Origin of the sequence: Shouchella rhizosphaerae, assembly GCF_900142675.1 — a bacterium.
In the GTDB taxonomy this organism is placed as follows: Bacteria; Bacillota; Bacilli; order Bacillales; family Bacillaceae_D; genus Shouchella; species Shouchella rhizosphaerae.
Window position 1 is genome coordinate 116,351 of the sequence record NZ_FRBS01000002.1, and the last position, 25,807, is coordinate 142,157.

The 25,807-nt window shown below is 45.4% G+C and carries 28 protein-coding genes; 22 read left to right on the forward strand and 6 right to left on the reverse strand.

The features are described from left to right. The first annotated feature begins 153 nt into the window (after positions 1-153). From BUC05_RS06635 to BUC05_RS06680, 10 genes are all read left to right on the forward strand, one after another. On the forward strand, positions 154-1,473 hold the full coding sequence (locus tag BUC05_RS06635) for a short-chain fatty acid transporter (protein WP_011248860.1): 1,320 nt from the start codon (positions 154-156) through the stop codon (positions 1,471-1,473). Positions 1,474-1,514: 41 nt separating this feature from the next. Next, positions 1,515-2,228, forward strand: coding sequence for a CoA transferase subunit A (locus BUC05_RS06640; RefSeq protein ID WP_011248859.1), 714 nt, complete (start codon positions 1,515-1,517; stop codon positions 2,226-2,228). Continuing rightward, positions 2,225-2,866: a 3-oxoacid CoA-transferase subunit B gene (locus BUC05_RS06645; RefSeq protein WP_011248858.1), complete on the forward strand. Its 642-nt coding sequence runs from the start codon at positions 2,225-2,227 to the stop codon at positions 2,864-2,866. Before BUC05_RS06640 ends, BUC05_RS06645 begins: the two co-directional genes overlap by 4 nt. Positions 2,867-3,003: 137 nt before the next feature. Next, entirely contained in the window at positions 3,004-4,830 is a 1,827-nt protein-coding gene (locus BUC05_RS06650) for a UbiD family decarboxylase (RefSeq protein WP_011248857.1), read from the forward strand. A gap of 154 nt (positions 4,831-4,984) precedes the next feature. Further along, positions 4,985-5,962, forward strand: coding sequence for a ring-cleaving dioxygenase (locus BUC05_RS06655; protein ID WP_011248856.1), 978 nt, complete (start codon positions 4,985-4,987; stop codon positions 5,960-5,962). 155 nt (positions 5,963-6,117) lie between these two features. Then, the gene (deoD, locus tag BUC05_RS06660) at positions 6,118-6,828 is read left to right on the forward strand and encodes a purine-nucleoside phosphorylase (protein WP_011248855.1); all 711 of its coding nucleotides are present in this window, start codon (positions 6,118-6,120) and stop codon (positions 6,826-6,828) included. Between the two features lie 147 nt (positions 6,829-6,975). Continuing rightward, positions 6,976-8,163, forward strand: coding sequence for a GTP-binding protein (locus BUC05_RS06665; RefSeq protein WP_011248854.1), 1,188 nt, complete (start codon positions 6,976-6,978; stop codon positions 8,161-8,163). Between the two features lie 42 nt (positions 8,164-8,205). Next, positions 8,206-8,475 (forward strand): 30S ribosomal protein S14, encoded by a 270-nt coding sequence (gene rpsN, locus BUC05_RS06670; protein WP_011248853.1) that lies wholly within the window; start codon positions 8,206-8,208, stop codon positions 8,473-8,475. A 459-nt stretch (positions 8,476-8,934) separates the two neighbouring features. Further along, positions 8,935-10,872: an endonuclease MutS2 gene (locus BUC05_RS06675; protein ID WP_011248852.1), complete on the forward strand. Its 1,938-nt coding sequence runs from the start codon at positions 8,935-8,937 to the stop codon at positions 10,870-10,872. A 102-nt stretch (positions 10,873-10,974) separates the two neighbouring features. Further along, positions 10,975-11,823 (forward strand): DegV family protein, encoded by an 849-nt coding sequence (locus BUC05_RS06680; protein WP_011248851.1) that lies wholly within the window; start codon positions 10,975-10,977, stop codon positions 11,821-11,823. 46 nt (positions 11,824-11,869) lie between these two features. Here BUC05_RS06680 and BUC05_RS06685 read toward each other — a convergent pair whose 3' ends face one another. After that, complete coding sequence (locus BUC05_RS06685) at positions 11,870-12,475, reverse strand: YdcF family protein (RefSeq protein WP_011248850.1); 606 nt, start codon at positions 12,473-12,475, stop codon at positions 11,870-11,872. 341 nt (positions 12,476-12,816) lie between these two features. Here BUC05_RS06685 and BUC05_RS06690 point away from each other — a divergent pair, with 341 nt between their 5' ends. From BUC05_RS06690 to BUC05_RS22135, 4 genes are read left to right on the forward strand one after another with little or no spacing between them, the layout of a single operon-like run. Then, positions 12,817-13,050: a hypothetical protein gene (locus tag BUC05_RS06690; protein WP_035205773.1), complete on the forward strand. Its 234-nt coding sequence runs from the start codon at positions 12,817-12,819 to the stop codon at positions 13,048-13,050. Continuing rightward, on the forward strand, positions 13,025-13,363 hold the full coding sequence (locus BUC05_RS06695) for a PadR family transcriptional regulator (protein WP_011248849.1): 339 nt from the start codon (positions 13,025-13,027) through the stop codon (positions 13,361-13,363). The genes BUC05_RS06690 and BUC05_RS06695 overlap by 26 nt, the downstream gene beginning before the upstream one ends. Further along, complete coding sequence (locus BUC05_RS06700) at positions 13,356-14,039, forward strand: DUF1129 family protein (RefSeq protein WP_035205776.1); 684 nt, start codon at positions 13,356-13,358, stop codon at positions 14,037-14,039. The genes BUC05_RS06695 and BUC05_RS06700 overlap by 8 nt, the downstream gene beginning before the upstream one ends. 36 nt (positions 14,040-14,075) lie before the next feature. Next, a complete protein-coding gene (locus BUC05_RS22135; protein ID WP_156323116.1) occupies positions 14,076-14,381 on the forward strand; it encodes a hypothetical protein in 306 nt (101 codons plus the stop codon). Positions 14,382-14,451: 70 nt separating this feature from the next. Here the strand turns inward: BUC05_RS22135 and BUC05_RS06710 are convergent, their stop codons facing one another. Then, entirely contained in the window at positions 14,452-14,670 is a 219-nt protein-coding gene (locus BUC05_RS06710) for a hypothetical protein (protein WP_011248847.1), read from the reverse strand. A gap of 257 nt (positions 14,671-14,927) precedes the next feature. Further along, positions 14,928-15,086, reverse strand: coding sequence for a hypothetical protein (locus BUC05_RS21450; protein WP_167369564.1), 159 nt, complete (start codon positions 15,084-15,086; stop codon positions 14,928-14,930). A 351-nt stretch (positions 15,087-15,437) separates the two neighbouring features. On the opposite strand from BUC05_RS21450, the gene BUC05_RS06715 reads away from it, so the two are divergent. The 6 genes from BUC05_RS06715 to BUC05_RS06740 all read left to right on the forward strand — a co-directional run bounded on the left by BUC05_RS06715 (position 15,438) and on the right by BUC05_RS06740 (position 20,806). Continuing rightward, a complete protein-coding gene (locus BUC05_RS06715; RefSeq protein WP_011248846.1) occupies positions 15,438-16,583 on the forward strand; it encodes an MFS transporter in 1,146 nt (381 codons plus the stop codon). 234 nt (positions 16,584-16,817) lie between these two features. After that, positions 16,818-17,807 (forward strand): YncE family protein, encoded by a 990-nt coding sequence (locus tag BUC05_RS06720; protein ID WP_035205779.1) that lies wholly within the window; start codon positions 16,818-16,820, stop codon positions 17,805-17,807. Then, positions 17,797-18,477, forward strand: coding sequence for a response regulator transcription factor (locus tag BUC05_RS06725; protein WP_073304404.1), 681 nt, complete (start codon positions 17,797-17,799; stop codon positions 18,475-18,477). The genes BUC05_RS06720 and BUC05_RS06725 overlap by 11 nt, the downstream gene beginning before the upstream one ends. Further along, positions 18,474-19,892 carry a sensor histidine kinase gene (locus tag BUC05_RS06730; RefSeq protein ID WP_035205780.1) on the forward strand — a complete coding sequence of 473 codons (1,419 nt, stop codon included), beginning with the start codon at positions 18,474-18,476 and terminating at the stop codon, positions 19,890-19,892. The genes BUC05_RS06725 and BUC05_RS06730 overlap by 4 nt, the downstream gene beginning before the upstream one ends. Then, positions 19,889-20,317, forward strand: coding sequence for a FixH family protein (locus BUC05_RS06735; protein ID WP_011248842.1), 429 nt, complete (start codon positions 19,889-19,891; stop codon positions 20,315-20,317). The genes BUC05_RS06730 and BUC05_RS06735 overlap by 4 nt, the downstream gene beginning before the upstream one ends. Positions 20,318-20,413: 96 nt before the next feature. Next, a complete protein-coding gene (locus BUC05_RS06740; protein ID WP_011248841.1) occupies positions 20,414-20,806 on the forward strand; it encodes a DUF1259 domain-containing protein in 393 nt (130 codons plus the stop codon). Between the two features lie 20 nt (positions 20,807-20,826). On the opposite strand, the gene BUC05_RS06745 is transcribed toward BUC05_RS06740, so the two are convergent. The 3 genes from BUC05_RS06745 to BUC05_RS06755 all read right to left on the reverse strand — a co-directional run bounded on the left by BUC05_RS06745 (position 20,827) and on the right by BUC05_RS06755 (position 23,497). Beyond that, positions 20,827-21,096: a 4a-hydroxytetrahydrobiopterin dehydratase gene (locus BUC05_RS06745; protein ID WP_011248840.1), complete on the reverse strand. Its 270-nt coding sequence runs from the start codon at positions 21,094-21,096 to the stop codon at positions 20,827-20,829. Between the two features lie 63 nt (positions 21,097-21,159). Continuing rightward, positions 21,160-22,491, reverse strand: coding sequence for a sodium-dependent transporter (locus BUC05_RS06750; RefSeq protein WP_011248839.1), 1,332 nt, complete (start codon positions 22,489-22,491; stop codon positions 21,160-21,162). 223 nt (positions 22,492-22,714) lie between these two features. Then, positions 22,715-23,497 (reverse strand): class I SAM-dependent methyltransferase, encoded by a 783-nt coding sequence (locus BUC05_RS06755; RefSeq protein WP_011248838.1) that lies wholly within the window; start codon positions 23,495-23,497, stop codon positions 22,715-22,717. A 253-nt stretch (positions 23,498-23,750) separates the two neighbouring features. Here BUC05_RS06755 and BUC05_RS06760 point away from each other — a divergent pair, with 253 nt between their 5' ends. Both BUC05_RS06760 and BUC05_RS06765 read left to right on the forward strand, forming a co-directional pair. Continuing rightward, entirely contained in the window at positions 23,751-24,314 is a 564-nt protein-coding gene (locus BUC05_RS06760) for a nucleotidyltransferase family protein (RefSeq protein WP_011248837.1), read from the forward strand. A gap of 196 nt (positions 24,315-24,510) precedes the next feature. Continuing rightward, positions 24,511-25,758: an MFS transporter gene (locus tag BUC05_RS06765; RefSeq protein ID WP_035205925.1), complete on the forward strand. Its 1,248-nt coding sequence runs from the start codon at positions 24,511-24,513 to the stop codon at positions 25,756-25,758. Positions 25,759-25,807 lie beyond the last annotated feature (49 nt).

Consider the following 25,807-nt stretch of genomic DNA (forward strand, 5'->3'; position numbering starts at 1 on the left):
CCCCTATAGGAAAACATACATATATCCATCCTATTATTCGTATGAGGAATTCGCATTTTATAATAAGGAAATACAGATTGGTAACGCTTTCAAACAATATATGTTATAGTAAATGCATAGTATCGATCTTTCCGCGAAAGGAGGGCGCTATGCTTGTTTGCGGCCGTTACTAGGTGGTTTGACCGCATCGTGCAACGCTATTTGCCAGATGCCTTTTTGTTTGCGGGATTGTTAACCATTCTTGTTTTTCTATTGGGCGTGTTTGTTACAGATGCTTCGCCTGTACAAATGGTTGATTATTGGGGCTCTGGCTTTTGGGATTTGCTTTCCTTTACGATGCAAATGGCGCTCATTGTTGTAACCGGTTACATTTTGGCGAATACGCCGCTGTTTAAGCGCCTATTATCAACGTTGGCCGTATTAGCAAAAACGCCAGGCCAGGCAATTGTGCTTGTAACGTTTGTGGCCAGCATTGCTTGTCTGATCAATTATGGCTTTGGCCTCGTTGTCGGAGCGCTTTTTGCCAGGCACGTTGTTCGCCAAGTACCAAGCGTCGACTATCGTATACTGGTGGCGGCTGCCTACAGTGGTTTTCTTGTATGGCATGGGGGATTATCGGCGTCTATCCCTCTGACGATTGCAACAGAGGACCACTTTTTGGCGGATGTAATGGGGACGATTCCAATTGCCGATACATTGCTGTCTCCGGCCAACCTTTTTATTGTATGCGCTTTCTTAATTAGCTTGCCTGTCGTGAATTATTTCCTTCTCAAAACGTCGACTTCTTCTTACACAATTGATATGGCCCGATTTGCTGAAGAAAAACGTGAGGAAGCGGCCGCTGTTGCGGAAACGCCAGCGGAAAAGTTGGAGAACAGTCAATGGGTGTCACTTGCCATTGCTCTGCTTGGCTTAACGTATGTCGTACTGTATTTTATCGAAAACGGCCTTGACTTGAACATTAATATTGTCAATTTTACGTTTTTGTTTTTAGGCATTTTATGCCATCGTACGCCAAGGCGCTTTTTAACAGCAGTTGGCGAAGGCGTGAAAAACGCCGGAGGCATTATTATTCAATTCCCATTTTACGCCGGAATTATGGGGATGATGGTCGGCTCAGGGCTGTCTGAACAGCTTTCCCTTTGGTTTGTGTCGATTTCATCAGCAGAGACGTTCCCGCTATGGACGTTTCTTAGCGCAGGGTTACTAAACATGTTTATCCCTTCTGGAGGCGGACAATGGGCTGTTCAAGGGCCGATTATGGTGCCGGCAGCACTGGAACTCGGTGCGGATATGGCGAAAACAGCTATGGCTGTCGCTTGGGGAGACGCATGGACGAACATGATCCAACCATTTTGGGCGCTGCCATTATTAGCGATCGCAGGCTTAAAAGTCCGTGACATCATGGGCTTTTGTGTCATATTGCTTTTTTGGGCATTTGTGCCAATTGCCATTGGCCTGATGTTTTTTTAAACGTCAAGGTTGCATAAACATATTGCAGGGGAGGATGAACGATGAATAAAATCATTCCGACGACAGAGGAAGCAATGGCGTTTATCAAAGACGGTTCTACATTAGTAGTAGGCGGTTTCGGGTTATGCGGCATCCCCGAGCATTTAATCGCTGCCGTGAAAAACAGTGGCGCCTCTAATTTGACAGTTGTTAGCAACAATTGCGGCGTCGATGATTTTGGCCTCGGGCAGCTGCTTGAAAACAAACAAATTAGCAAAATGGTCGCCTCTTATGTAGGGGAAAACAAACGGTTTGAACAGCAATTTTTAAACGGCGAACTAGAAGTTGAACTCGTGCCCCAAGGGACGCTCGCTGAGCGGCTTCGAGCAGGCGGCGCTGGCATTCCCGCCTTTTATACAGCAACCGGTGTCGATACACCAGTCGCTGAAGGAAAAGAAGAGAAAACGTTTGACGGCAAGCGATATATTATGGAACGGGGCATTGTTGGCGACGTTGCTTTAGTAAAAGCGTGGAAAGCAGACCCATTTGGCAACCTCGTTTACCGGAAGACGTCACGCAACTTCAACCCGCTCGTAGCAGCTGCAGGAAAAGTAACGATTGTCGAGGTAGAGGAACTCGTCGACTTAGGCGAACTTGATCCAGACCAGATCCACACCCCAGGCATCTACGTGCAGCATATCTTTGTCGGTGATTCCTTTGAAAAACGGATTGAGCGCCGTACTGTGGCGACGGTAGAAGGAGGAAACGGACAATGAAGGAAACAAGAAAACGCATTTTGAACAGGGCGGCAAAAGAAGTAAAAGACGGGATGTGCGTCAATTTAGGCATTGGCATGCCAACACTTATCGCCAATATCATTCCAGATGACGTCCATGTCATGCTCCAGTCGGAAAATGGCTTGCTAGGCATAGGGGCTTATCCGACAGAGGAAGAAGTTGATCCTGACTTAATTAACGCCGGCAAAGAGACGGTAACCGCAAAGGTAGGCGCTTCTTACTTCGACAGTGCCGAATCGTTTGCCATGATCCGCGGCGGCCATATTGACTTGGCGATACTAGGCGGCATGGAAGTCGCCGAAAATGGCGACTTGGCCAATTGGATGATTCCAGGGAAAATGGTGAAAGGAATGGGCGGCGCCATGGACTTAGTGCAAGGCGCCAAAAAAACGGTCGTCATTATGGACCACACCAATAAATACGGCGAAACGAAAGTGAAAAACGCCTGTACATTGCCTCTAACCGGCAAAGGGGTTGTCGATTTGCTGATTACCGAGTTGGCCGTCTTTGAATTTAAGGATGGCACCATGACATTGACTGAATTGCAAGAAGGCGTATCGCTCGAAGAAGTCCAAGAAAAAACAGAAGCGTCTTTTCAAGTCGCATTAAAGGTGTAATAAGCAGGCGAAGCCAAAAGCTTCGCCATTTTTTCGCCTTATTCTCTCTGTTGACCTGTTTGTTCGTTTTGCCCATAATGGCAGTAAGAGACTGAAGAAAGGGAAGAAGCTTACATAGGTCTTCAAAGGTGGCGGTTATGTACGAGAACTTAGAAGAATGCATTCTTGATTTGGAAAAACATGGCCACCTCGTCCGCATTGAAGAAGAGGTGGACCCGTATTTGGAAATGGCAGCGATTCAAAGGCGGCTTTACCGTGAAGGCGGGCCTGCTGTGTTATTTGAACGGGTAAAAGGATCGAAATACAGGGCTGTGGCCAATTTATTCGGGACAATGGAACGGAGCAAGTTCTTGTTCCGTAAAAATTGGCACAAAGTCGAACAAGTCATCGCACTGCGCGATGACCCAATGAAAGCGGCCAAACGCCCCCTGCAACAGCTTGGCAACGGTTTATCCGCTTTAAAAGCGCTGCCAATGCGGAAACCTGGCCTCAATGGCTCACAACTGGAAGAGATTTCTCTTTCCGATATCCCTTTTGTCCATTCATGGCCGAATGATGGCGGCGCATTTGTTACACTTCCGCAAGTGTACAGCGAGGACCCAGATAAGCCAGGGTTGATGAACGCCAATTTAGGAATGTACCGTGTCCAATTAAATGGCAATGACTATGAGCCAAATAAAGAAGTTGGGCTCCATTATCAAATTCAGCGTGGCATTGGCGTCCATCAAGCAAAGGCGGCGAAGCGGGGCGAACCGCTAAAAGTCAGCATTTTCATTGGCGGTCCACCAGCGCACACATTGTCAGCAGTGATGCCACTTCCAGAAGGTTTAAGTGAAATGCTGTTTGCTGGATTGCTGGCTGGCCGCCGCTTCCGTTACGGCTATGTGGATGGCTATGCCGTTAGCCACGATGCCGACTTTGTCATTACAGGGGACATTTATCCAGACGAGACGAAGCCAGAAGGCCCGTTTGGCGACCATTTAGGTTATTATAGTTTGACGCATCCGTTTCCAGTAATGAAAGTCCATAAAGTTTATGCCCGTAAAAACGCCATTTATCCATTTACAGTTGTGGGCCGACCGCCGCAAGAGGATACGACATTTGGCGCATTGATCCATGAACTTACTGGAGACGCAGTCACACAGGAATTGCCTGGCGTTAAAGAAGTCCATGCGGTAGACGCAGCCGGTGTCCATCCACTTCTGTTTGCGATTGGCAGCGAGCGATATACGCCGTACCAAAAAGTGAAACAGCCGATGGAATTGTTGACGATGGCCAATGCGATTCTCGGCTTTGGCCAGCTTAGTTTAGCCAAGTATTTATTTATTACCGCAGAAGAGGACAAGCCGATTAGCACCCATGATGAAGCTGCTTTCCTCCAATATATTTTGGAACGAATTGATTTGCGTCGCGACATTCATTTTCAAACCAATACAACAATCGATACCCTTGATTATAGTGGAACAGGGTTAAATAGCGGAAGCAAAGTGGTGCTTGCTGCTTACGGTGAAAAGTTGCGTGAGCTGTGTACGGCCATCCCTTCGGAACTGAAAGAATGTGACAAGATTACGAAAGCGAGCTACGTAATGCCTGGCGTAGTCGCGATTGAAACGACCGCTTTTTCCAATTATGAGCAAGCTGAACAAGAATTAAACGAGTTAACTGCTGCGATCGCTAAGAAAAGCTCCTTGCCAAGCTGTCCGCTTCTAGTCTTATGTGACGACAGTGAGTTTGTGAGCGCATCGCTTGCCAACTTTTTATGGGTGACGTTTACTCGCAGCAACCCTTCTCATGACACGTATGGCATCAATTCGTTTATCGAGCATAAACATTGGGGCTGCGATGCGTTAATTATTGATGCGAGAATAAAAGGGCACCATGCGCCGCCGTTAGTAGAAGATGAAGCCGTTGAGCAGCGTGTCGATCGCTTTTTTCAAGCTGGCGGCCCTCTAGCCCATTCATAGTCATTAGAAAAGAGGTTGTCGCCAGTCGACAGCCGGAGGCCAGTTGAATTTACTCAACTGGCCTTTTTAATGCATTCATGAAAAGGTTGTTGACATTTATTTCGAATTTAATATAATTGAATTAGAGATAATTAACTGAAAGGGGCCATGCCCGATGAACAGTTTAAAAGGCATCCATCATGTAACCGCGATTACAAGCAGCGCCGAGAAAATTTATGAATTTTTTACGTATGTGTTAGGGATGCGCCTTGTTAAGAAGACGGTGAACCAAGACGATATTCAAACATACCATTTGTTTTTTGCAGATGATAAAGGCAGTGCCGGTACAGACATGACTTTTTTTGATTTCCCAGGTATTCCGAAAAGCTCGCCTGGAACAGATGAAATTTATCAAACATCGTTCCGCGTCCCAACCGATGAGGCGCTCTCTTATTGGGAAAAACGATTTGACCGTTTAGCCGTTAAACATACAGGCATTCAAACGCTTTTTGGCAAAAAGACGCTGGCATTCGTTGATTTCGACGAGCAACGCTACCAATTGATTTCAGATGAAAACAACCAAGGGATCGAATCTGGCACGCCATGGCAAAAAGGGCCGGTACCACTTGAATATGCGATTACTGGCTTAGGGCCTATCTTTATTAGAGTCGCCAACTTTGATTTCTTTAAACAAGTTTTGGAGCAGGCGCTTTTCTTTAAAGAAATCGCAACAGAAGGGTCGCTGCATTTGTTTGAAGTCGGAACAGGGGGAAATGGGGCGCAAGTCGTCGTGGAACATAATAACGTTCTTCCCCGGGCCCGCCAAGGGTATGGCGCTGTCCACCACGTCGCTTTTCGCGTCGAAGACCGAGTTGTGCTTGATCAGTGGACGGAACATATGGAGAAGCTTGGCTTCCATACTTCTGGTTATGTAGACCGCCATTTCTTTGAGTCTCTATATGCCCGCGTCTCCCCGCAAATTTTGTTTGAATTAGCAACGGATGGCCCTGGGTTTATGGGCGACGAACCGTATGAAACGCTAGGAGAAAAATTATCTTTGCCGCCATTTCTTGAAGAGAAGCGCGAGTACATCGAGAGTGTCGTTCGGCCGATTGACACAGTTAGAAGCGATAAAACGTTTAAAAAAGAGTAAAATAAACAAGGAATGGCTCTTCTCTTGAGCCATTCCTTGTTTGTTTGCAGTGCTCATTGCGTGAACGATTTGATTTTACTATTATGGAGAAAGAACGGCAGACTATACTGCTTTTGGAAGAATGTGTTTCTATAAAAGCTTAAAGGAGACTGGCAATGACAGAATTCAAACAAACCCCTCACATTAATGCAAAAGGAGAGATCGCGGAAACGGTCCTTCTTCCTGGAGACCCGCTCCGGGCCAAATTTATTGCCGAACGTTTTTTGACGGATGTCGTCCAATTTAATAGTGTCCGCAATATGTTTGGATTTACCGGTACTTACAATGGCAAGCGTATTTCTGTCATGGGAACGGGAATGGGAATGCCGAGCATGGGCATTTACTCGTATGAGCTCATTCATGTGTTCGGTGTTAAAAATTTGATCCGGGTTGGGTCCTGTGGCGCCCTTCAAGATGATTTGAACTTATATGACGTCATTTTAGGAATGGGGGCATCAACCAATTCCAACTATGTAAACCAATATCACTTGCCAGGTACATTCGCGCCACTTGCTTCTTATTCGTTACTCGAAAAAGCGAAAAAAGCGGCAGACGAAAAAGGCGTGCCTGTCCATGTCGGAAACATCCTTTCCAGCGACACATTCTATAATGCTGATGAAGACGCAGCAGGGAAATGGCGTGATATGGGAATTTTGGGGATTGAAATGGAAGCGGCGGCTTTGTATATGAATGCTGCCCAAGCCGGCGTTAATGCGCTTTGCATTTTGACGGTAAGCGACCACATATTTAAAGAGGAAGAAACAACAGCTGAAGAGCGGGAAACCTCGTTCACGAACATGATGGAAATTGCCCTAGAACTAGCCTAATTAAACTTAGCCCGAGAATCCATCTCGGGCTGTTTTATGCCTTTAAAACAGCCCTTACAGGAGTATATTGTCTGCAAGACAGTTGCGAAATGTCCGTTTGTCTGGTATAATTCGTAATCATTACGATTTAAGTGTAGGAGGCAGCAAATGAACGTACCTGTGACTGTGTTAAGCGGTTTTTTAGGAGCCGGGAAAACATCCGTGTTGAACCATGTGCTGAATAACAGAAAACAGCAGCAGCGAATTGCTGTGATTGTCAATGATATGAGTGAAGTCAACATTGATGCTGATTTAGTAGAGCGAGGGGGATTTTCTCGGTCAGAAGAAAAACTGGTGGAACTGTCCAACGGTTGCATTTGTTGCACATTGCGAGAAGATTTGCTCGTTGAAGTCAGGCGTCTAATCGAAAACGGGGACATCGATTATTTATTAATCGAATCAACAGGCATCTCAGAGCCGGTTCCAGTTGCCCAAACATTTACGTATGAAGATGAAGGGACAGGCATCGATTTAAAATCATTATGTACGCTTGATACGATGGTGACGGTCGTCGATGCATACCGCTTCTGGAAAGATTTTGATTCAGGCGAGACGTTGCTAGACCGCAATCAAGGCACAGACGAAACAGATGAACGCACGATCGTAGAGCTGCTTGTCGATCAAATCGAATTTTGTGATGTGCTGATCGTGAATAAGGTGGACTTGCTTCAGGAAGAAGAAGTGAAGAAACTTATTTCGTTTTTAAAACATTTACAGCCCCATGCAAAAATCATCCAAACGGTAAATGGGCAAGTAGATCCAAACGAAATTATGAACACAGGATTGTTTAATGAGGAACAAGCGATGGCTCATGAAACATGGGAAAAGGAATTGGAAAATGAACATGTTCCAGAAACCGATGAGTATGGCATCTCGTCTTTTGTGTTTAGAGATAGAAAGCCCTTTCATCCGCTGCGCTTTAAACAGTGGTGCGACCATTACCCTGACGAGGTGACACGGGCAAAGGGGACTGTTTGGGTAGCAAGCCGCAAAGAACTAGCACTCCAACTGTCACAGGCGGGTCCGCAAGCCGTTTTGCAGCCACTTGCGTATTGGATTGACAGTTTGCCTGCGGCCGAAAAAATCCATATGAAGCAAAATCATCCAGAAATCGCTAGCAAATGGGATGACCGTTTTGGTGACCGTATCAACGAAATTGTATTTATTGGCATCGACATGGATGAAGCACAAATTCATAAAGAGCTGCAAGCATGCCTGTTGACCGATGAGGAGCTTTCGCAAGATTGGAGCCAGTTTGTCGATCCGTTTCCGTGGGTGGTTTCACGCGCGAATTAAATCGTAATAATAATGATTTTCAATATTAAGGAGGCCAGAAAAATGGCGAAAAAAGCAAAAGTACAAAAGGAATTAAAACGGCAAGAACTTGTTGCCCAGTATGCTGAAAAGCGGAAAGAACTTAAAGAAAAAGGAGACTATGTTGCACTTGCAAAGCTGCCGCGGGATTCTGCCCCAAGCAGACTAACGAGAAGATGCCGGAAAACCGGCCGTCCACGCGGTGTTTTGCGCGACTTTGAATTGTCTCGGATTGCTTTTCGGGAACTAGCCCATAAAGGGCAAATTCCTGGTGTCAAAAAAGCAAGCTGGTAAAGAAGGCATTTGCTCTCCTACATTATGTAAACCCCAGGTCAGATTACGCCTGCTGTATGTATGGCAGGCGTGAGCTGTTTTTATGTTACACGTGGAACATCAATTGACATAACTGTTTTCTGGTGGTATGTTGAAGAAGTATTAAACCTTCATAGAGGGGGACGTTTTTATGTATCTGGTGGTTCTTAACTAAATCCGTAATTGGATAGCTGGAAAGCGCAAAAAACGCAGTAGTTGAGCGTTTATTTGACTTGCGCGTTTTCAGAACAGTTAAGAACACGTGATCATAGCTAAAAGGATGAATTTGCTATGGCGTAGTGTCATGGTTTTTTTGTGTTGTCAAAAAAACGATGACGACTTGCCATTCGTTTACCTTGCCGTCATGAGCGATTGTTCATGGCGGCTTTTTGTTGTTTTAGAAAGGTGCTAAAGGATCGAATACAAAAGGAGGAAATTGAAATGAACGAACAGACGCTTCACGCACTTGGTTTTTATGAACTGCTTGCTGATATCGCTGCTTATGCCCGCACAGAGACAGGCAAACAAGCAATTTTAGACATGCGTCCCCTTTATGAGCAAAACCGAATTGCCCAGCAATTGAATGAAACGAGAGAAGCAATGGCCATTGTGGCGAGGAGCAGCAGTGTGCCCATTCATTCAGCCAATGAACTAGAAAGTTATTTGCAACAAGCCCATAAAGGGCTCTATATTCGTGCCGATCAGCTTGCGCATGTCATCTCTTTTTTAGACCATTGCCGAAAATTAAAACGGTTCATGAAAGACAAACATGCGATTGCCCCGATTGTAAGTGCTTATGCGTTTTCAATTGGCGATCTTCATGCTTTGGAAGAGCGCCTAGGCGCGTGCATACGCCTTGGCCAAGTGGATGACCATGCTTCAAGTGATTTGGCTTACGTCCGTCGGCAACTGCAAATCATCCAAACAAAACTAAAAGACAAAGCCCAGCAACTTGTCAACAATAAGCGTTACGCGCCGTACTTGCAGGATAAAACGATTGTGGACAGAGGAGGGAAACTTGCTCTCGCTGTAAAAAAAGAGTTTCGCACCAAAGTGGAGGGCACGGTGATTGACCAATCGTCTTCAGGGGCGACACTCTTTATTGAGCCAACTGCTTTAGGCGACATTCAAGAGGAACGGGCACTGCTGCAAATTGCTGAGGAGGCAGAAGTAGAACGGATTTTATATGAGCTGACTGAAATGGTGCTCAACCATGAAACAGAGATTCATATCGCTATCGAAACGATGCACCATTATGATGTCCTATTTGCCAAAGCGAAGTATTGCGCTTCGATAGACGCTGCTGTTCCCACTTTAAATGAAGAATACAGGATTGACTTGCGCAACGCCCGCCATCCAAAACTTGGCAGCAAAGCTGTCCCCCTCTCTATAAAAGTGGATGAGCACGAACGGGCCCTTGTCATTACAGGGCCGAACACAGGGGGGAAGACGGTGACGCTTAAAACGGTTGGCTTGCTGACGTTAATGGCGCAAAGCGGTGTGCCAATTCCTGCTGAGCCAGAGAGTTCGATTGCGATTTTCCGCCAAGTGTTTGTTGACATTGGCGACGGGCAAAGCATTGCAGACAACTTGAGCACATTCAGTTCCAGAATGGTCAACATTATTTCTATTTTGCGCCAGGCGAATGACCAGTCGTTGATCCTCATTGATGAACTAGGTTCAGGCACAGACCCAGGCGAGGGGATGGCACTGGCAACGGTTATTTTAGAACAGCTTTTTCAAAAAGGGGCAACGTTGATGGCAACGACCCATTACAGCGAAATTAAACAATTTGCTACAAAGACGCCTGGATTTGTAAATGCAGCGATGGAATTTGACTTGGCTACCCTTGCGCCGACATACCGGTTAATTATTGGGGAAAGCGGCAAAAGCCAGGCATTTGATATTGCGATCAAACTAGGTTTGCATCCGAAGATGGTGGAACGGGCCCATATGCTCACTTATCAAACAGAACGTTCATACTCAGCAGCATTTAGCGATGAACAATTAAAGCAAGCAGCTTATCAGAAACAAATAGTGGCCAATAAATATGCTCGGGCGAGAAAGAAAGCGCCGCAAAAAGCAGACCAAGACAAGCTAGCTTCCTTTCGTCAAGGGGATGCGGTGACAGTAATGGCGACAGGCGAACACGCTATTGTTTATAAAGGGCCTGACAAAAATGGGAATTGTGTGGTCCAGCTAAAGGGAGAGAAACAGGTGCTGAACCATAAACGGCTAAAGCTAGCGATTCCAGCAACTGAGCTATATCCGCCTGATTATGATTTTGACATTTTGTTTAAAAGCAAAGAATACCGGGAAACGAAAAAACAATTAACGAAAAAACATGTAGACGGTTTGACGCTGGAAGAGGAAGACTAAGGGAGTCATTGCCCCTTCTGCTCCGCGTTTACACGAACAGCAGCAGTGTGTCATACTAAAAGCAAGGCCTATTTTTGAGAAGTCCTAGAAAGGGAGGTTTGGATGGCAAACATAAAAATTGTCACTGACTCTACTTGCGATATAGATAAACAAGAAATGGAACGGCTCGGCATCACAGTTGTCCCTCTTTCCATTGAAGTTGGCGGAAAAACGTATCGGGACGGCGTCGATATAACGAAAAAGGAATTTGCTACACTCCTTACCGCCGGCGGTGCCTTGCCGAAAAGCTCTCAGCCGCCTGTCGGCGTATTTATGGATGTGTATCAGCGTCTGCTTGAGGAAGGAGAAGAAGTGCAAGTCCTTTCTCTTCATATGACCGAGGCGTTGAGCGGCACCGTACAATCTGCACAAATGGCCGCAGCAGAAATGGACGGACGCGTCACAGTAGTAGATTCGCATTTCATCTCCACTGCCCTATCATTTCAAGTGAAGGAAGCAGCGGAAATGGCGGCTGCTGGGGAAACCATGGAGCGCATTTTAGCGGAAATTGAACAAATTCGTGCAAAGACGTCTTTATATATTGCTGTCGATACGCTTGAATACTTGGCGAAAGGCGGCCGGATCGGCAAAGGAAAAGCATTGCTAGGTTCGTTGCTCAAAATAAAACCAATTGCCGCTCTGAAAGAAGGCACGTATACACCTGTTGCGACTAAACGGACTTACAAACAAGTAGTCGATTTTTTCACAGAAAAATTCCATCTAGAGACGGCTGGCAAAAAAGTTGGCGCTGTCGGCATAGCCCATATTGAAGCCGAACAGCTTGGCAAAAAAATTGTAGATAGCCTAAAAAAGGTCCGTGCCGACCTGTCTGTATCTATTCTCGAGACCTCTCCGATTATTAGTACGCATACAGGGCCGGGGGCCATTGCATTAATGTACTATACACGTTAGCACTGGAAAAAAGCTTATGCGAACGCATAGGCTTTTTGTTGTTGGTTTAACGATATAGGGGAAATTCTTGAATAATGCCCTGTTGCACATATGAAATCAGTTTCCGAGCTTCTGTTTCTACCCGTTTTCTCCCAAAAGGAGAGAGATGCCAATTTTCAGCCGTTGTGGTTTTGTCGTCGACTGGACAAAGAGAGTATTCGATCCAACTTGGCATGTATGTCCGCATCATTAAATAGACTCGTGGCATATGGTAAGAAGCGGTAACAAGGAGCAGCCGTTTGATTCGGTGCAAGTCAATGGCCCGGTCGAGCACAAGCAAGGAAGCGAGCACGTTTTCTTTCGTGTGGAGCGAGCGGTCTTCCACAAGAATATCTTTGGCTGCAATGCCAAGTGACAATGCTTTTGCTTTCATCAATACGGCTTCTGGCGTTTTGGTCTCGTCCCAAGAGACACCGCCAGAAAACAATAGTTTCCTTGCCCGGCCCTGTTTATAAAGGTCAACCGCTTTAGGCACGCGGTACTCGACCGCTTTGCTGCTGCCAGGGACGAAAATGCAGTCACCGCTTTTGCCGTCATCTTTTTTGTAACCGTACAGAAGCGTTGTTAACTGCTCGTCAGTAAGGGTAGCCGGATCGAGTTGCGAGATTTTCATCATCCACCTCCAATAGATGAAGCCATGCAACTTGCTTTCTTTGTATTTATCTTTTATTATCCGTGGCAATGCCCGCTTTTTCAACTAAAGGCGAATGGCGATTTCCGTCGAAATGAATTTGGCGATGTTTTTACAAGATCAGCTAAGTTGTTTTAATATAAAAATATGCGAACGAGCTCGTTGGTGATTACGCGTTTCGATAAGGCAGTTTGTGGAGTTTGACGCATCCATTGAGAGGAATATGGATACCCGCGAATCGGCTTTGCAACGTAGATTGTATGTTTGTCTTTTCAAAGTATGCATAAAAAACCTCCAACCTAAGTTGGAGGCTAAAGGGGGAGTTGGGGAATACAGCTTTAGTATTCCCCAATTGCTCTATTTTATGCATCTTTTTCTATTTTTCTCTTAATAAATTTTTGGGCGGCTTTAAAAAAACGTTGACGAAACCGGCAAATGAGGATATAGTTAAACCAACTACTTTGCAATGCAAAGTAGTTGGTTTAACCCTTACTATCTTGCATAACAAAGTAGAGGGGGAAGGAGAAGAAAATGGCAATAAGAAGCCAGCTGCTTAAAGGGGTATTGCCAGCATGCATACTAGCAGTGATTGACAGTCAGCCCGTTTACGGGTACGAACTCGCGCAAAAACTAGAGGAAAGCGGCTTGCCAGAAATTAGCGACGGAACGATCTATCCGATTCTTTTGCGTCTACAAAAACAGAAGCTGGTTTACAGCGAAATGAGGCCATCTGAAAGCGGCGGCCCGAAACGCAAATATTATTTTTTGACAGCTGAAGGAAAAAACGAATTATGGCAAATGCGGGCGGAGTGGGGAGCAATTGCCAGCCCTGTGTCAACGATGTTAAAGGAGGACCCATCAAATGTTTAAAAACAATCAAAAGGAAATAAAGGCGTTAATTGAAGAAAACAACCGCTTGCGCCAGCAACTCACACCAGACAACTTAAAATTGTATGAAGATATGATGCTTTATATTCGCACAGACATGCGGCTTGCTGAGTATGAAAGTGAACAGATCTTGATGGAAATGCTGCATCATATTATAGACAGCCAAAAGGACGGAAAGACGGCGAAGGATGTATTTGGCGGCAACCCGAAAGATTACGCAGAAGAATTAATTGCAGAACTGCCACGAGAAAAGAAACGGAATGTTGCCCAATTTATCATTGCCCAAGTAGTGGTCCTGATCGGCATTGTTAGTTTAGTGGAAGGACTTGGAAAGTTGGTTTTGCCTTTATTTGGGCTAAAAACGCCTGGCGTTATAACAGGAAGTTTAATGGTTACGCTACTAATCGCCATTATCGGCACAGGCGTCGCTATCTATTGGATTTTTAAGCAAATACGGAAAGATCTCTTTACTGAAGGGAACAGCTCAAAGAGGCAATATATCAAAGTAGGCTTGATCGGTGCTGTTGCCTTTATTGCCCTAGTAAGCATTGTTTATCTGTTGCCAGATTGGGGCATCGCTCTTCCTTTTGCTTGGTGGACATATGTGCTAACCGGCGTGTTGTTGCTCGTGATTGGAAAACGTCTGCAAGCCGCTTAAAACCGGCAGAATAAGCTTCTCCGTTAAAGGGGCTTTATGGATGCTAAATTTGGAAATGTAGGAGGTATTCAATATGTCTACAGAGGTTCTTTCGATAGTAGCGATTTTTTCTATCGTGATATGGATAGCGGTATCCCAAGAGGCTGTAAAACCCTCGAAAACGATAAATTGGCGAAAAATGATAACATTACTATCAGCTGGATCATTATCCACACTCATTCTAGTCATCTCTCTTTTTCAACAGCTTCCATTGTAAATTGTTATATTGCAGCTGTACGAAAAGGGAGCTTCCCCAAGCTTTGGCCTTCTGGCTTTTGGGGAAGCTCTCTTTTTACTTGTTAGAGAATGATCTCATTTTATGCATTTTGCTTTAAAGCTATAATAAATCGCCTGGAAAATTGCGTCTTCTGGCTTACTTCAAATAAATCTGCAAAGAGACATTTTCATTCCCGTAAGACCATACGCTATTCTCGATTTTAAAATGATCGGCAAATGATTCAATCCACACTTGTTTAGCGTGTAGCAACGCTGTTAGTTGAGCGGAGTTAAGTGTTACTTCCTCTACTTGTTCGTTCTTTTGGAAAACAAATACGACTTTTACAAAGTCTCCTTGATTTGTTGCAACGCTCATTTTGCTTCCTCCTTTTATTTTATTCATTATAATCCCATACGGATGACGAGGAAGAAGGTTTCGCCGTTTGCGCTGACAATTGGCGTTTTTTCAATGAACATTAAAGACGGATGGCTAAGAAAAAAGGGAATGGAATGTTTCACAGCGTTAAAGGAGGAAATGATTAGCGAAGAAGAGCATTTACACAATAAAAAGTTGAGCGTTCGGGCATTAGCTAGCATAGGTAATAAAACACTGTTTTCATGCGAGTTCGTTATTTAACGGGCATTGTCATTATCGTTGGCGCCTTGCAAGCCCTTTTTCAAAAGATCATAGACGGCGCCTGAAAACGTCCTAATTTTATGTTGTTTTCGGTAGTCTTCGACAAGTTGGACTAGCTCTTTTGGAAATTTAATAAGTTTTGGAACACGGTTCATGATTATAACCTCTTTAAATTTGGGATACTACTAAATTCATAATGATTTGACGTCATTTTCCTAAAGAAAACGAATAGCAGGAAAGCAATAGAATCAACCAAGGGATTGATCGATTTTTAAGTGAATCATACTCCTGAAAGAAATTCGTGTCAACACCTTGTTGGCAATCCTCTCTCTTCTGTGCAAGTAATTTCTTGCCTATTTCCAGGAAAAACCAATCGAAAAGCTTGGGCTGAGCATATTTAACGCTAAAATGGTAAAGACAGTGTTATGATTATGTCGAATTAATGAAAAGAGCAAAACAATGCTTATAGGAAATCCTATTGTGTAATGTGTAAGGAGATGGGAAGTATGCGAACCATTTATTTCATTTTAGCGCTCATTTTAGCGTCACTTAATATGCGTCCTGCGATTACATCGGTTGCTCCGTTGCTAGATACGATTCAACAGCAACTAGGAATGAGTGGGCTGGCGTCAAGCTTGTTGACGACGCTACCTGTGTTGTGCATGGGTATCTTTGCCCCTTTTGCAGCGAAGATTAGTCAAAAGATTGGCTTGGAAAAAGCCATTTTTCTTTCTTTGTTGCTTTTAACGGCGGCCACTGCCGTGCGGGGGATCACAGGTTCAGTCATTGTCTTGATTGTAACAGCTTTTTTGGCGGGAATTGGCATCGGTATTGCTGGCCCGCTCTTGTCTGGCTTCATTAAACAGTATTTTCCGACGCGTCCGGGATTTGTTAGTATCTATTCCGTTTCGATGTCGTTAGGGGCAGGCATTGCCGCTGGGTTGTCAGTACCAATCTACAACAGCGCCGGTCAAAATTGGGGGTTCGCTCTTGCTAGTTGGGCCGTTCTTGGTGTTGCTGCTTTAACGTTTTGGATCAAATTGGCTCTACAAAAACGGACAGAAGTAACGGCAGCGAAAGCGAGGCTGCCATTAAAAAACAAACGGGCGATTTTAGTGACATTGTTTTTCGCGTTAATGTCTAGCATGTTCTATTCAGTAACCGCTTGGATTGCGCCAATTGTCCAAGACATGGGTTATAGCAAATCGACTGCTGCAGCGATGCTTACGGTGTTTACATTTATTCAAATCCCTACTTCGATGCTGTTGCCGACATTGGTTGCGAAATTTGGCCGCTTGACAACGGTGCTAGTCGCCTGCAGCATGCTCGAATTAGCTGGCATCGGCATTTTGTTAGCTGGACTCCACCCCCTCCCTGCTGCCCTTTTACTTGGCATTGGCGCCGGTGGGCTGTTCCCTCTCGCTTTAATGTTGCCGATTGTTGAAACAGATAGCCCGCAAGAAGCAAGTGCATGGTCTTCCATGAACCAAGGAGGAGGCTACATTCTTGCTGCGATCGGCCCCCTTGCGGTTGGTGCCATTTCCGATATGTTTGGCAGCTTTTACCCTGCCTTGCTTGTGATGGCGGGTGTTGTAGTAGCAATGGCAGCTGTACAGTTGCTCTTAAAAAAGCATGGCCGTGCGATTGAATAAGAGCCCTCATGATGCAACTAAAAAGACGAGAGCAGGGCATAAAAACCCGTACTGGAGAATCATGGCGTTGTGCGTTTACGCTCTATTTTTATCAGATTGGTTGGCAAGGCGCCCAGGAATAGGCGCCTTGCTTTTTTATTCCCCTCTGGTATCGTTGACATTGAGAAAAAGCATTCCCAGTTCTCACTTTCTTCACATTTATTCGCTATACTGGGGAAAAGGAGGCGAAAACTCGTGAACTGGAAGGCAGTGATGCTAGTGGCCTCGTTTTGTTTTTTGTTTGCCGGATGCGATCAGAAGGCGCTTCCGCTGCCTGATGGAAATGAACCATATGCGGTTGTCACCCATTTAAAAGAGCCTGCTCTTGCATTTCTAGAGAGCGGTCATAAACGACTAGTTAGGACCGAGAAAATAGACGAGCCTTGGAGTGAAATGGTCCCTATCGATTCCGGTCGCATGGTTGCTTTAGCCCAAACAGGGACAACGCTTTTGGCCATTGATACCAATAGCGGTGCCGTTGACGAACTTGCCCAGTTTGATGAAGCCCTGACTGCAGTGACAGCGCTTCCTGGCCGTGACGCTGTAGCGGTTGCTGATACGGAGAACCGTGAAGTCAAGTTGGTCAGTGTAGAACATGGCGATGTAATGGAGGCGTTTGCATTGGATGGTTCGCCATCAGAACTTTTGGCTGATGAAAGTGGACTGCTTTTTGTCCTTTGTGCAGACCAAAGCAACGTTTCTGTATTTGATTTGGAGACAATGGAACAAATAAATTCTTTTCCGGTCAGCGAACGTCCAGCAGGGCTTTTTTTTGATGGCGAATTGCTATGGACTGGAGGGCACGGCCCTACAGGCAACTTAAATAGCGCGATTCGCGGCTATGAAGTCGCATCAGGCGAGATGAAGGCTGAGGTTGAAGTTGGGTTGATGCCAATCGCCATCACAGGCAGTCGCGAGGAAAACGAACTTTATGTGGTTTCTCATGGCGACCACCACGTCTATAAAGTAAACCGTGCCACGCAAACAGTCGTTGCCAAAGCAGAAGTCGGGCAGAATCCTAATTATATTTATTTATTTGGAAACGAGTTGCTCGTAAGCAATTTTGACAGCGACACATTGTCCGTATTGCAGAAGGACCCTTTTGAGTTGACGGATGAGGTGTCTGTTGGCGCAGGGCCCTACGCGATTTCCGTTGCCCCAGGGAGGGAAGAAGATGGGAGCTAAAACAGTGCTAGTCGTTGACGATGAGCCTGAGCTGCTTGAGCTTGTAGTTACCTATTTGCGAAAAGAGTCTTACCGGGCGCTGACAGCTAATAATGGCGCCGACGCTCTTAAGCGGATTGAACAGGATGCGGTCGATTTGGTCATTCTTGATGTCATGATGGAAGGGATGGATGGCTTTCACGTTTGCGAGCGTATTCGGCAAAAGCATTCACTTCCTGTGATTATGCTGACAGCACGAGGCAATGAAGCTGATAAAGTCCGTGGCCTTAAAACCGGTGCCGATGACTACATGGTCAAGCCATTTAGCCCGAAGGAATTAATGGCCCGTGTCGAGGCAGCGTTGCGCCGCGCAAATATGGACAAAATCCGTGGCAGACGTCTCGTTTTTGGAGAACTTGAACTTGACCAAGACGGTCGTGCGGTAACCGTTGCTGGAAGCCTTATTAGCCTGACAAGACGGGAATACGAATTGTTGCTGTTTTTAGCTGAAAACGCGGGCCGGGCCTTTTCACGGGAGCATTTATTTGAGCGCGTATGGACCGATACGGCCGCTAGTTCGTTGCGGACGGTCGATACGCATATTAAAACGTTGCGCTTAAAGCTTAATGGGGCCGGACGTTTTATCGAAACCGTTTGGGGCGTCGGTTATAAATTCGGAGGAAGCGAATGAAGCCTTTATCCATTGGCGCAAAAATTTGGCTGGCCATTGGCACTGCTGCGTTGGCCTTTGTCGTCTCTGGTGGTTTTTTAATTGCGTTTTTGTATGAAAAGCTTTATGTAGACGAACAACTTGGCCAGTTTATGGAAGAAGGCAGCGCCCTTGTGTCTTTTTATGAAAAGGAAGGTTTGTCGGAAGAGCTGTATGAACGAGTGGAGTGGGCGAATGAGAGAAGCCGCGCTCAATTTTTACTGACAGATGATCCAATGGAATTGGCGAGCGGCGCCCCTTTTGCAGCCGATGAAGATGCACAACTGATCACATTTGAGGAACGGCAAAGTTTGCTGGACGGCGAGACAGTTGTAATTCGCCGCGAACATCCTCGTTTTCAACAAGAGTTGCTAGGGATTGCCCTTCCGTTAATCAGTGAAAATAAATTAGAAGGCGCGATTTTTATTTCGATGCCATTAGCTGTTGTTTATGAGGCGTTTGTTGATATCCAGTGGGCGCTTTATGCAGCAGTGTTGTTCGCTGCTTTCTTTGTCGTCATTTCAGGCAAGCGCATGACGAAACATATTGTAGAGCCGCTAAGGGAAATGAAAGCAAGTGCCAAAGAAATGGAAAATGGCCATTTTTCAAAGCGTGTCGCTATTGGAAAAAGCCATGATGAGCTCGCGGAACTGGCTCATTCTTTTAATGAGCTTGCCAAATCATTAGAGCAAGTAGATCGAGAGCGGAATGCATTTTTGGCCAATGTCGCCCACGAATTGAGAACGCCTTTAAGCTATATGATCGGCTATGCAGAGGGCATTCAAGAAGGTGTCATTGAAAGAAATAAAGGAATGGCCGTTATTGAAAAAGAGGCAAAGCGATTAGATCGCCTTGTCAATGATTTGCTTGATTTGGCCCAGCTAGAAGGCAGCGATTACCGTCTAGACAAAGAAGCACTTCCATTTGCAGAGCTTGCTCGAGAAGCGGTAGCTGCATTCGCTTGGCAAGCTGAACAAAAACACATCCAACTGGAACTTGAGTTAGACGAGGACAGCATTATTGATGCCGATTGGGACCGGATGCAGCAAGTGTTAACAAACTTGCTCGCAAATGCGATTGCTTATTCTCCGCCTTTTACAACGGTTACGGTACGGATCACTTCCAGCAACGGCTGGGCAGAAATGGTTGTTGAAGATGAAGGAGCTGGTATCCCTGAAGCAGACCTGTCGTCTGTACAAAAGCGTTTTTATCGTGTCAAGAAGGGCAGGAGCAGGCAGAATGGCGGTACGGGTCTGGGCCTAGCAATTGTGCAAGAGATTGTCGCCAAACATGGCGGCGACTTTCAGCTAGTGTCACAAGAAGGGAAAGGCACAAAAGCCATTATACGGATTAAAGAAATCGATGTTGGCGCTTTTAAGGAAGGAGAACAAAGATGAAGCAACGATGGTTAACAGCAACAGTACTTGGTGTCGTCGCATTAAGCGGTTGTTCTGAGAAAGAGGAAACGCCTTCACTGTCGGCGGAGGCAATTGAGGTTGCTTTTGAAATGGCAGAGGAACAGCTTGAACTTGAAAACATTGTTCTTGAGGCGAAAGTCATGCAAGGAGACGAGCCTGTTGATGATGCAGAGGAAGTCGTTTTTGAAGTCTGGCCTTATGACGATAGGGAGGAATCGGAATTTCATGAAGCAAGCTATGCTGAATCAGGTTTATACCAAGCTCCATTAGCGTTAGAAGAAGCAGGAATTTATATGGTACAAGTCCATGTGACGGCTCGGGGCATGCACGTCATGCCTACTCAGCCTTTATTTGCCGGAGAAATAAGCGAAAGCGAGATCGAACAGTTTGAGGAAGGAAACTAGGCTCCATTAAATGCTAGCCCTGGAGTGAAAGGGCAGTCCTTTTATGTTTCTACATATAAATAAAAAGGGACCTGACTTTGCGAAGGGGGAGTAACAATGGCAACGTTTTACTCAGTTTGTGAACAAGCGGGATTGGTATTTGGACAGAAATCGAAACGCAAAAATGGTGTCTGTTCAATTGAAATTCCAAGAAACTTGCATGCAACGATTCAAGGAAGGCCGACAAAAGCCAGCCTCCACATTGAAGTTACGTTTGAAGCATTAGACCAAAATGGCATGGCACTTAATTTAGCAGAACTCGTGCTTTTGCAGGAAGAAGTGCCGGTCGTCGTTCGGGGACTGGCGGAGCAAGGCGTCATTGTTAGCGCGATCCACAACCATTGGCTTTTTACCGATCCTGTGCTTATGTACGTGCACGCCCAATCAGTAGAAGCGCCGGTCTCTTTTTCACAAAAAATCAACAATGCGCTTCGCTATATTGCGATTTGACAGGCCAATGCCCGCCCCGCCTAGTTTTCGAAAAACTGGTTGCAGGCTTTGGCGGCGTCAATGTCCTTTTGTGTCAGTTTCCCCTCATCGACTGTTGTCCATTTAATCGAAACGGCAGTATGATCAATCGTGATGACAGGATGGTGCTGGGCGCCTTCTGAATAGGCAGCGACGTTCTGCACAAAATCAATTCCTTTTAAAAAATGATCAAATGTAAAAGTACGCCAAAGCGCTTCTCCCTCAACCGTCCAGCCAGGTAGCGCTTTGGCTGTTTTTTTAATTTGGCTCATTGACATCCTCCTCCTCCCCTTTATATACCTAAGGCCGACAGCTTGTTAAACATAAAAATTGTATTATAAGAAAAACTGGGCAATAAACACCAAAAGAATTGTAGCCGGCACGAGCGTACGCATTAGAAAAAGCCAAAATGGAGCTATACGGCCAACAGGCCCCGCTGCTAACTGAAATTGATGAAACAATAGGTCACGCTTGATTTTATAGCCAACGAATAAAGCAATAAGCAAACAACCGACGGGAAGCATGACATTCGAGACAAGCAAATCGGTCAGATCAAACACCGTTTTCTCTTGCCAAGCAAACCCGCTTAAAAGCCCTGCCGATAATGCAGAAGGAATCGCCGCGACAATGACGACAACACCGCTTCCCATCGCGACATTGCGACGGTTCCAGCCTTTGTTTTGGGTAAAGGCAGAAATAATAATTTCCAACAAACTTAAAGATGAGGTAATGGTCGCAAAGAAGAACAATAACAGAAACAAACTTAAAAACAAAGCGCCGAAAGGCATTTGTGCAAAAATCGCAGGCAGCGCAATAAATAACAGCCCTGGCCCAGAGGCTGGCTCAATGCCGTAGGCAAAGACAATTGGAAAAATCGCAAGACCAGCCAATAATGACACAAATACGTTCATTGCCGCCACATACGCAGCCGAGCCAGGCAAACTTTGCTTTTCTCCCAGGTAGGAACTGTATGTCACCATACAAGAGAAACCAACTGCCAGCGAGAAAAACGATTGCCCCAATGCTTCCAGCAAGCCTGGCGCGGTTATTTTTGAAAAGTCAGGCTGTAGGAAAAAACGGACGCCTTCCATCGCGCCTTCAAGGGAGAGGCCACGAAAAATAATAATAAGCAAAAACAAAAACAAAAGTGGCATTAAGTACTTGTTGGCCCGTTCGATCCCATTTTTAATGCCGAAAGACAACACGACGACATTCAGGAACACGAATAACACAAGACCGAGTATACTCGCCCAAGGGCTGGCGGTAATGCTGATAAACAATTGCTCGTAATCGCGCCCATCTACAAGGACAAAATTGCCGAACGACAACAACGCATAAAGCAAAATCCAGCCGCCCACGACCGCATAAAACGTCATCAGCAAAAAGCAGCCAACAACGCCAAAACGCCCAATCCAAGACCACGCTTTGCTGTTAACAAGCTTCGGGTAAGCCGATACCGCCTCGCGCTTTGCGCCGCGGCCAATGACAAACTCGGCAATAAGCAGCGGCAGGCCAATGAAAACGGTAAATAATATAAATAAGAGAAAGAATGCGCCTCCACCATTTGTCCCCGTCAAATAAGGAAAGCGCCAAAGAGCGCCAAGCCCAATTGCAGCGCCCGCGGAAGCGAGTATAAAACCGATTTTAGATGTCCACTGTTCACTCATACGATTGCTGGCTTTGCAGCAGTCACCTGCCTTATTATGTATTGTTTTCCACTTTACCACAGAAAAGCGAATTTGCCGAGAACCGATTTGAGACGAGTCGCATGATTAGGCCCGTCAATAGCAGAGTTGGCAACAACGAAAAGGATTTCGTAGAGATGCTAGACGTTGAAAGTACACTGGCTGTTTTTAAGAGTGGCCAACTTTTACAATTATCTCAGTATACTTATCGCTCAAGCTCCTTCCCGGCAATCCATAACGTCCAGCGATCCTTCTCAACGATCGGACCGTCCTGTTCGAGTGTGGTATCAATGACATGTACAAGTTCAGCCAATTCCGTATCTGAAAGCTGATGTAAAAGCGAGCGCCCTTTCCGTTTCGATAGATCAGCGAGAAGTTCCTGCTTGCTTTGATGGATCGCCCGTGTCTCCCATAGCGTTTCCTCACTTAAAAGGGAAAAGCCGCTAGAATGAAGGGCTTGGCGAATGTGGGCGCTAGAAAAGCGGCGCTTTGCTTCTATGTTCCTCAGGTGTGGGAAGGCAGAAAAGAAGTAGCCGCGCACATGCTCAGCGCTTCCGGGAAGAAAGCAATCGTCAGGCGTACGGTTTTGGATGATAAAAAGGCCGCCGTCGGCTAATGTCCGCCACGCTTCTTGAAAAAAAGGCTGCACGCTTGGCAAATGGTGAATGAGCGCTCTTGCCAAAAGCAAATCAATCGACCCGCTTGCGAGAGGAAGGTCCTCACAATCCCCTTTTTTAAGCGCAATCTGTTGAAAATCTCGACAGGCCGCTTTGGCATCAGCGAGCATTTGCGCGGACGAATCGATGCCGATGACATGGGGAATGCCGATCATTGCCAGCGCTCGTGTATAGATCCCTCCGCCACAGCCAATGTCAGCGGCCGTATCGATGTGTTTCCGCGACAGCTGGTTGGCAATAGTCGTAAGCCACTTTGAATCGGCGGTGCGGCCGCTATAGCTGTTTTGATTGCGCTTGTCATGAAAGTCCATAAGGAAAGCCTCCTTGCCTTTTTCTTTTAGCGTACAACAGCGGGTCGTGTGTAGATAGGACCGATTTTGAATAGGAGGCGATAAGAAAGTTTTTCTTTCAAGCTCAATAAATCGTTCCGAGAAACTTCTGGTAAAGGAAGGGATGGTTCAGTGCTTTGTAGAAAGGGTAGCAACAGGGGGCAAAAAACGCTCTCTTTGACTTATCTATCTAGCTCTTTTTGTAAACGTTGTTCCTGAGAGGGGTTCATTCAAAATGATACAGAATAAAGAGGATATCCTAAAGCTCATTCAAAGCGATAAAAAAATGATGCAGATCATTAAAACTACAAGTTCCCTTGATTTGCCTGATTGGTGGATATGTGCAGGATTTGTACGGTCAAAAATTTGGGATACGTTACACGGCTTTAATGATAGAACGGAGACACCAGATGTAGATGTTATTTATTTTGATAATACCAACATCGACGAGAATGTCGAAAAAGGATTAGAGAGCAATTTGAAACGTTTGATGCCTGGTATCCCTTGGTCTGTTAAAAATCAAGCTAGAATGCATGTCATGAATCATTTTCCGCCTTATACATCTTCAGAAGATGCGATTTCAAAGTTTCCAGAAACGGCAACTGCATTAGGCGTGACGTTAGACAAAGACAATCATTTGGTGCTTGCTTCTCCTTGTGGAATCGAAGATGTCCTCCATTTAGAATTAAAACCGACCCCATATTTTACTGAAACAAAAGAACGAGCGGCCATTTACAGAGAGCGGATGATGAAAAAGAACTGGAAGGCTATTTGGCATAAGCTTAAAGTCCACTATTAAATCAGCCAAGTTCGTCAGGTAATAAGCTTCATTTCTGAGTACTCTTTCTCCTTTTATTTTTGGCCAAAAAGACGTTTCCCCGAGGCTAGAAAACGAGTAACGGCCATAGTAGTGGCTTGCTTATCGCTCGGGCTACTGTTTTAAAACACTAAAGAGGTAGCAATCCGAGCTAGTAACGGTTTTGAAAGGAACGGATATGAGTAAGAAATCGGAAATTATACGAATATTAAAGGAAAACCGTAATTATAGACATTTACTGCTCACGACTACAATTAGTGGTCTTGCGACATGGGGAGCCTTTATTGCGATGCTAATGCTGTTGAGCGAGATCACGGAAACAGGTGTTCAACTTGGAGCGTTATGGGCGCTTAGCGGGATCGTTCCTTTGTTTATGAGTTTTGGTTTAGGCGGAATCATTGACCGCTTTCATACACGCACCGTTTTAATTGTTTCTGAATGGGTCCGTGCTCCTTTGCATGCCCTCTTTATTCTCGTTCCGTTTTTTGATGGGTGGCTCGCCTGGACGCTGTTTTTTATCGTTCGCTTTGTGATCGGAGTATTCAATTCATTAAACGCTGTCGCTCGGCAAACAATCATTCCCGAAATCATTAAAGGCGACGACTTAATTGTCGCAAATTCATTAAATTTCACATTAACGAGTACGATTCGGCTAATTGGAGCGGCTACTGGCGGTACGGTTATTACATTGATCGATCCCAATTATTTTTGGGTGCTAGCATCGATTGCTTTCGTGATCTCAGCAGTGCTTGTTTCCCGCCTTCAAGTTAAAAGGGAAAAAGTAAAACCGAAGGAACGCCATTTTATAAAAGAATTGAAAGTCGGTCTTACGATTGCGAAAAATAAAGTGTTTATCCGCTATGTACTATTATTTGCGCTAACCGGAGGGTTAATAATCGGTTCCTTTAACTTGATGTTACAGCAGATGGCCGTAATAACTTACGATATGCCGGCAATTGGATTAAGTCTGTTGTATATTGCAGAAGGGGCTACATCAGTTGCTTTAGGGATATGGATAGCGAACCGAAAATTTATGTTTGCGAAAATTCATACGTATGGATGGATTTACATATTGATGGGAGCTACATGGGCCCTGTTTGGTTTTACACAAACCATCCATCAAGGGATGTTTGTAATCTTCCTTTTTGCTGCCGTTGGCGGATTTGTCGTTCCTTTTGAACGAATGGTGATGCAGACACATGTAGAGGCAAATGCGAGAGGGCGAATTTTTGGATTATGGAACACGTGCAGCTTGCTTTCCATCAATATTGGTGCTCTTATAACTGGAATGGTGATTGACTACGTTGGCCTGGCCTATGTACCGCTCATCGTCGCTATATTCGAAATCATTTTAGGGATTGTCTTTTTCGTTCAATTTAAAGGGAGAACCACAGACGAGGCCAAAAAATTCGGAGAGGTAGGGTAGATAAGCGAAGCAGTCTAGGTTAGAAAGAACGGTAAGTGATTAGTAGAAT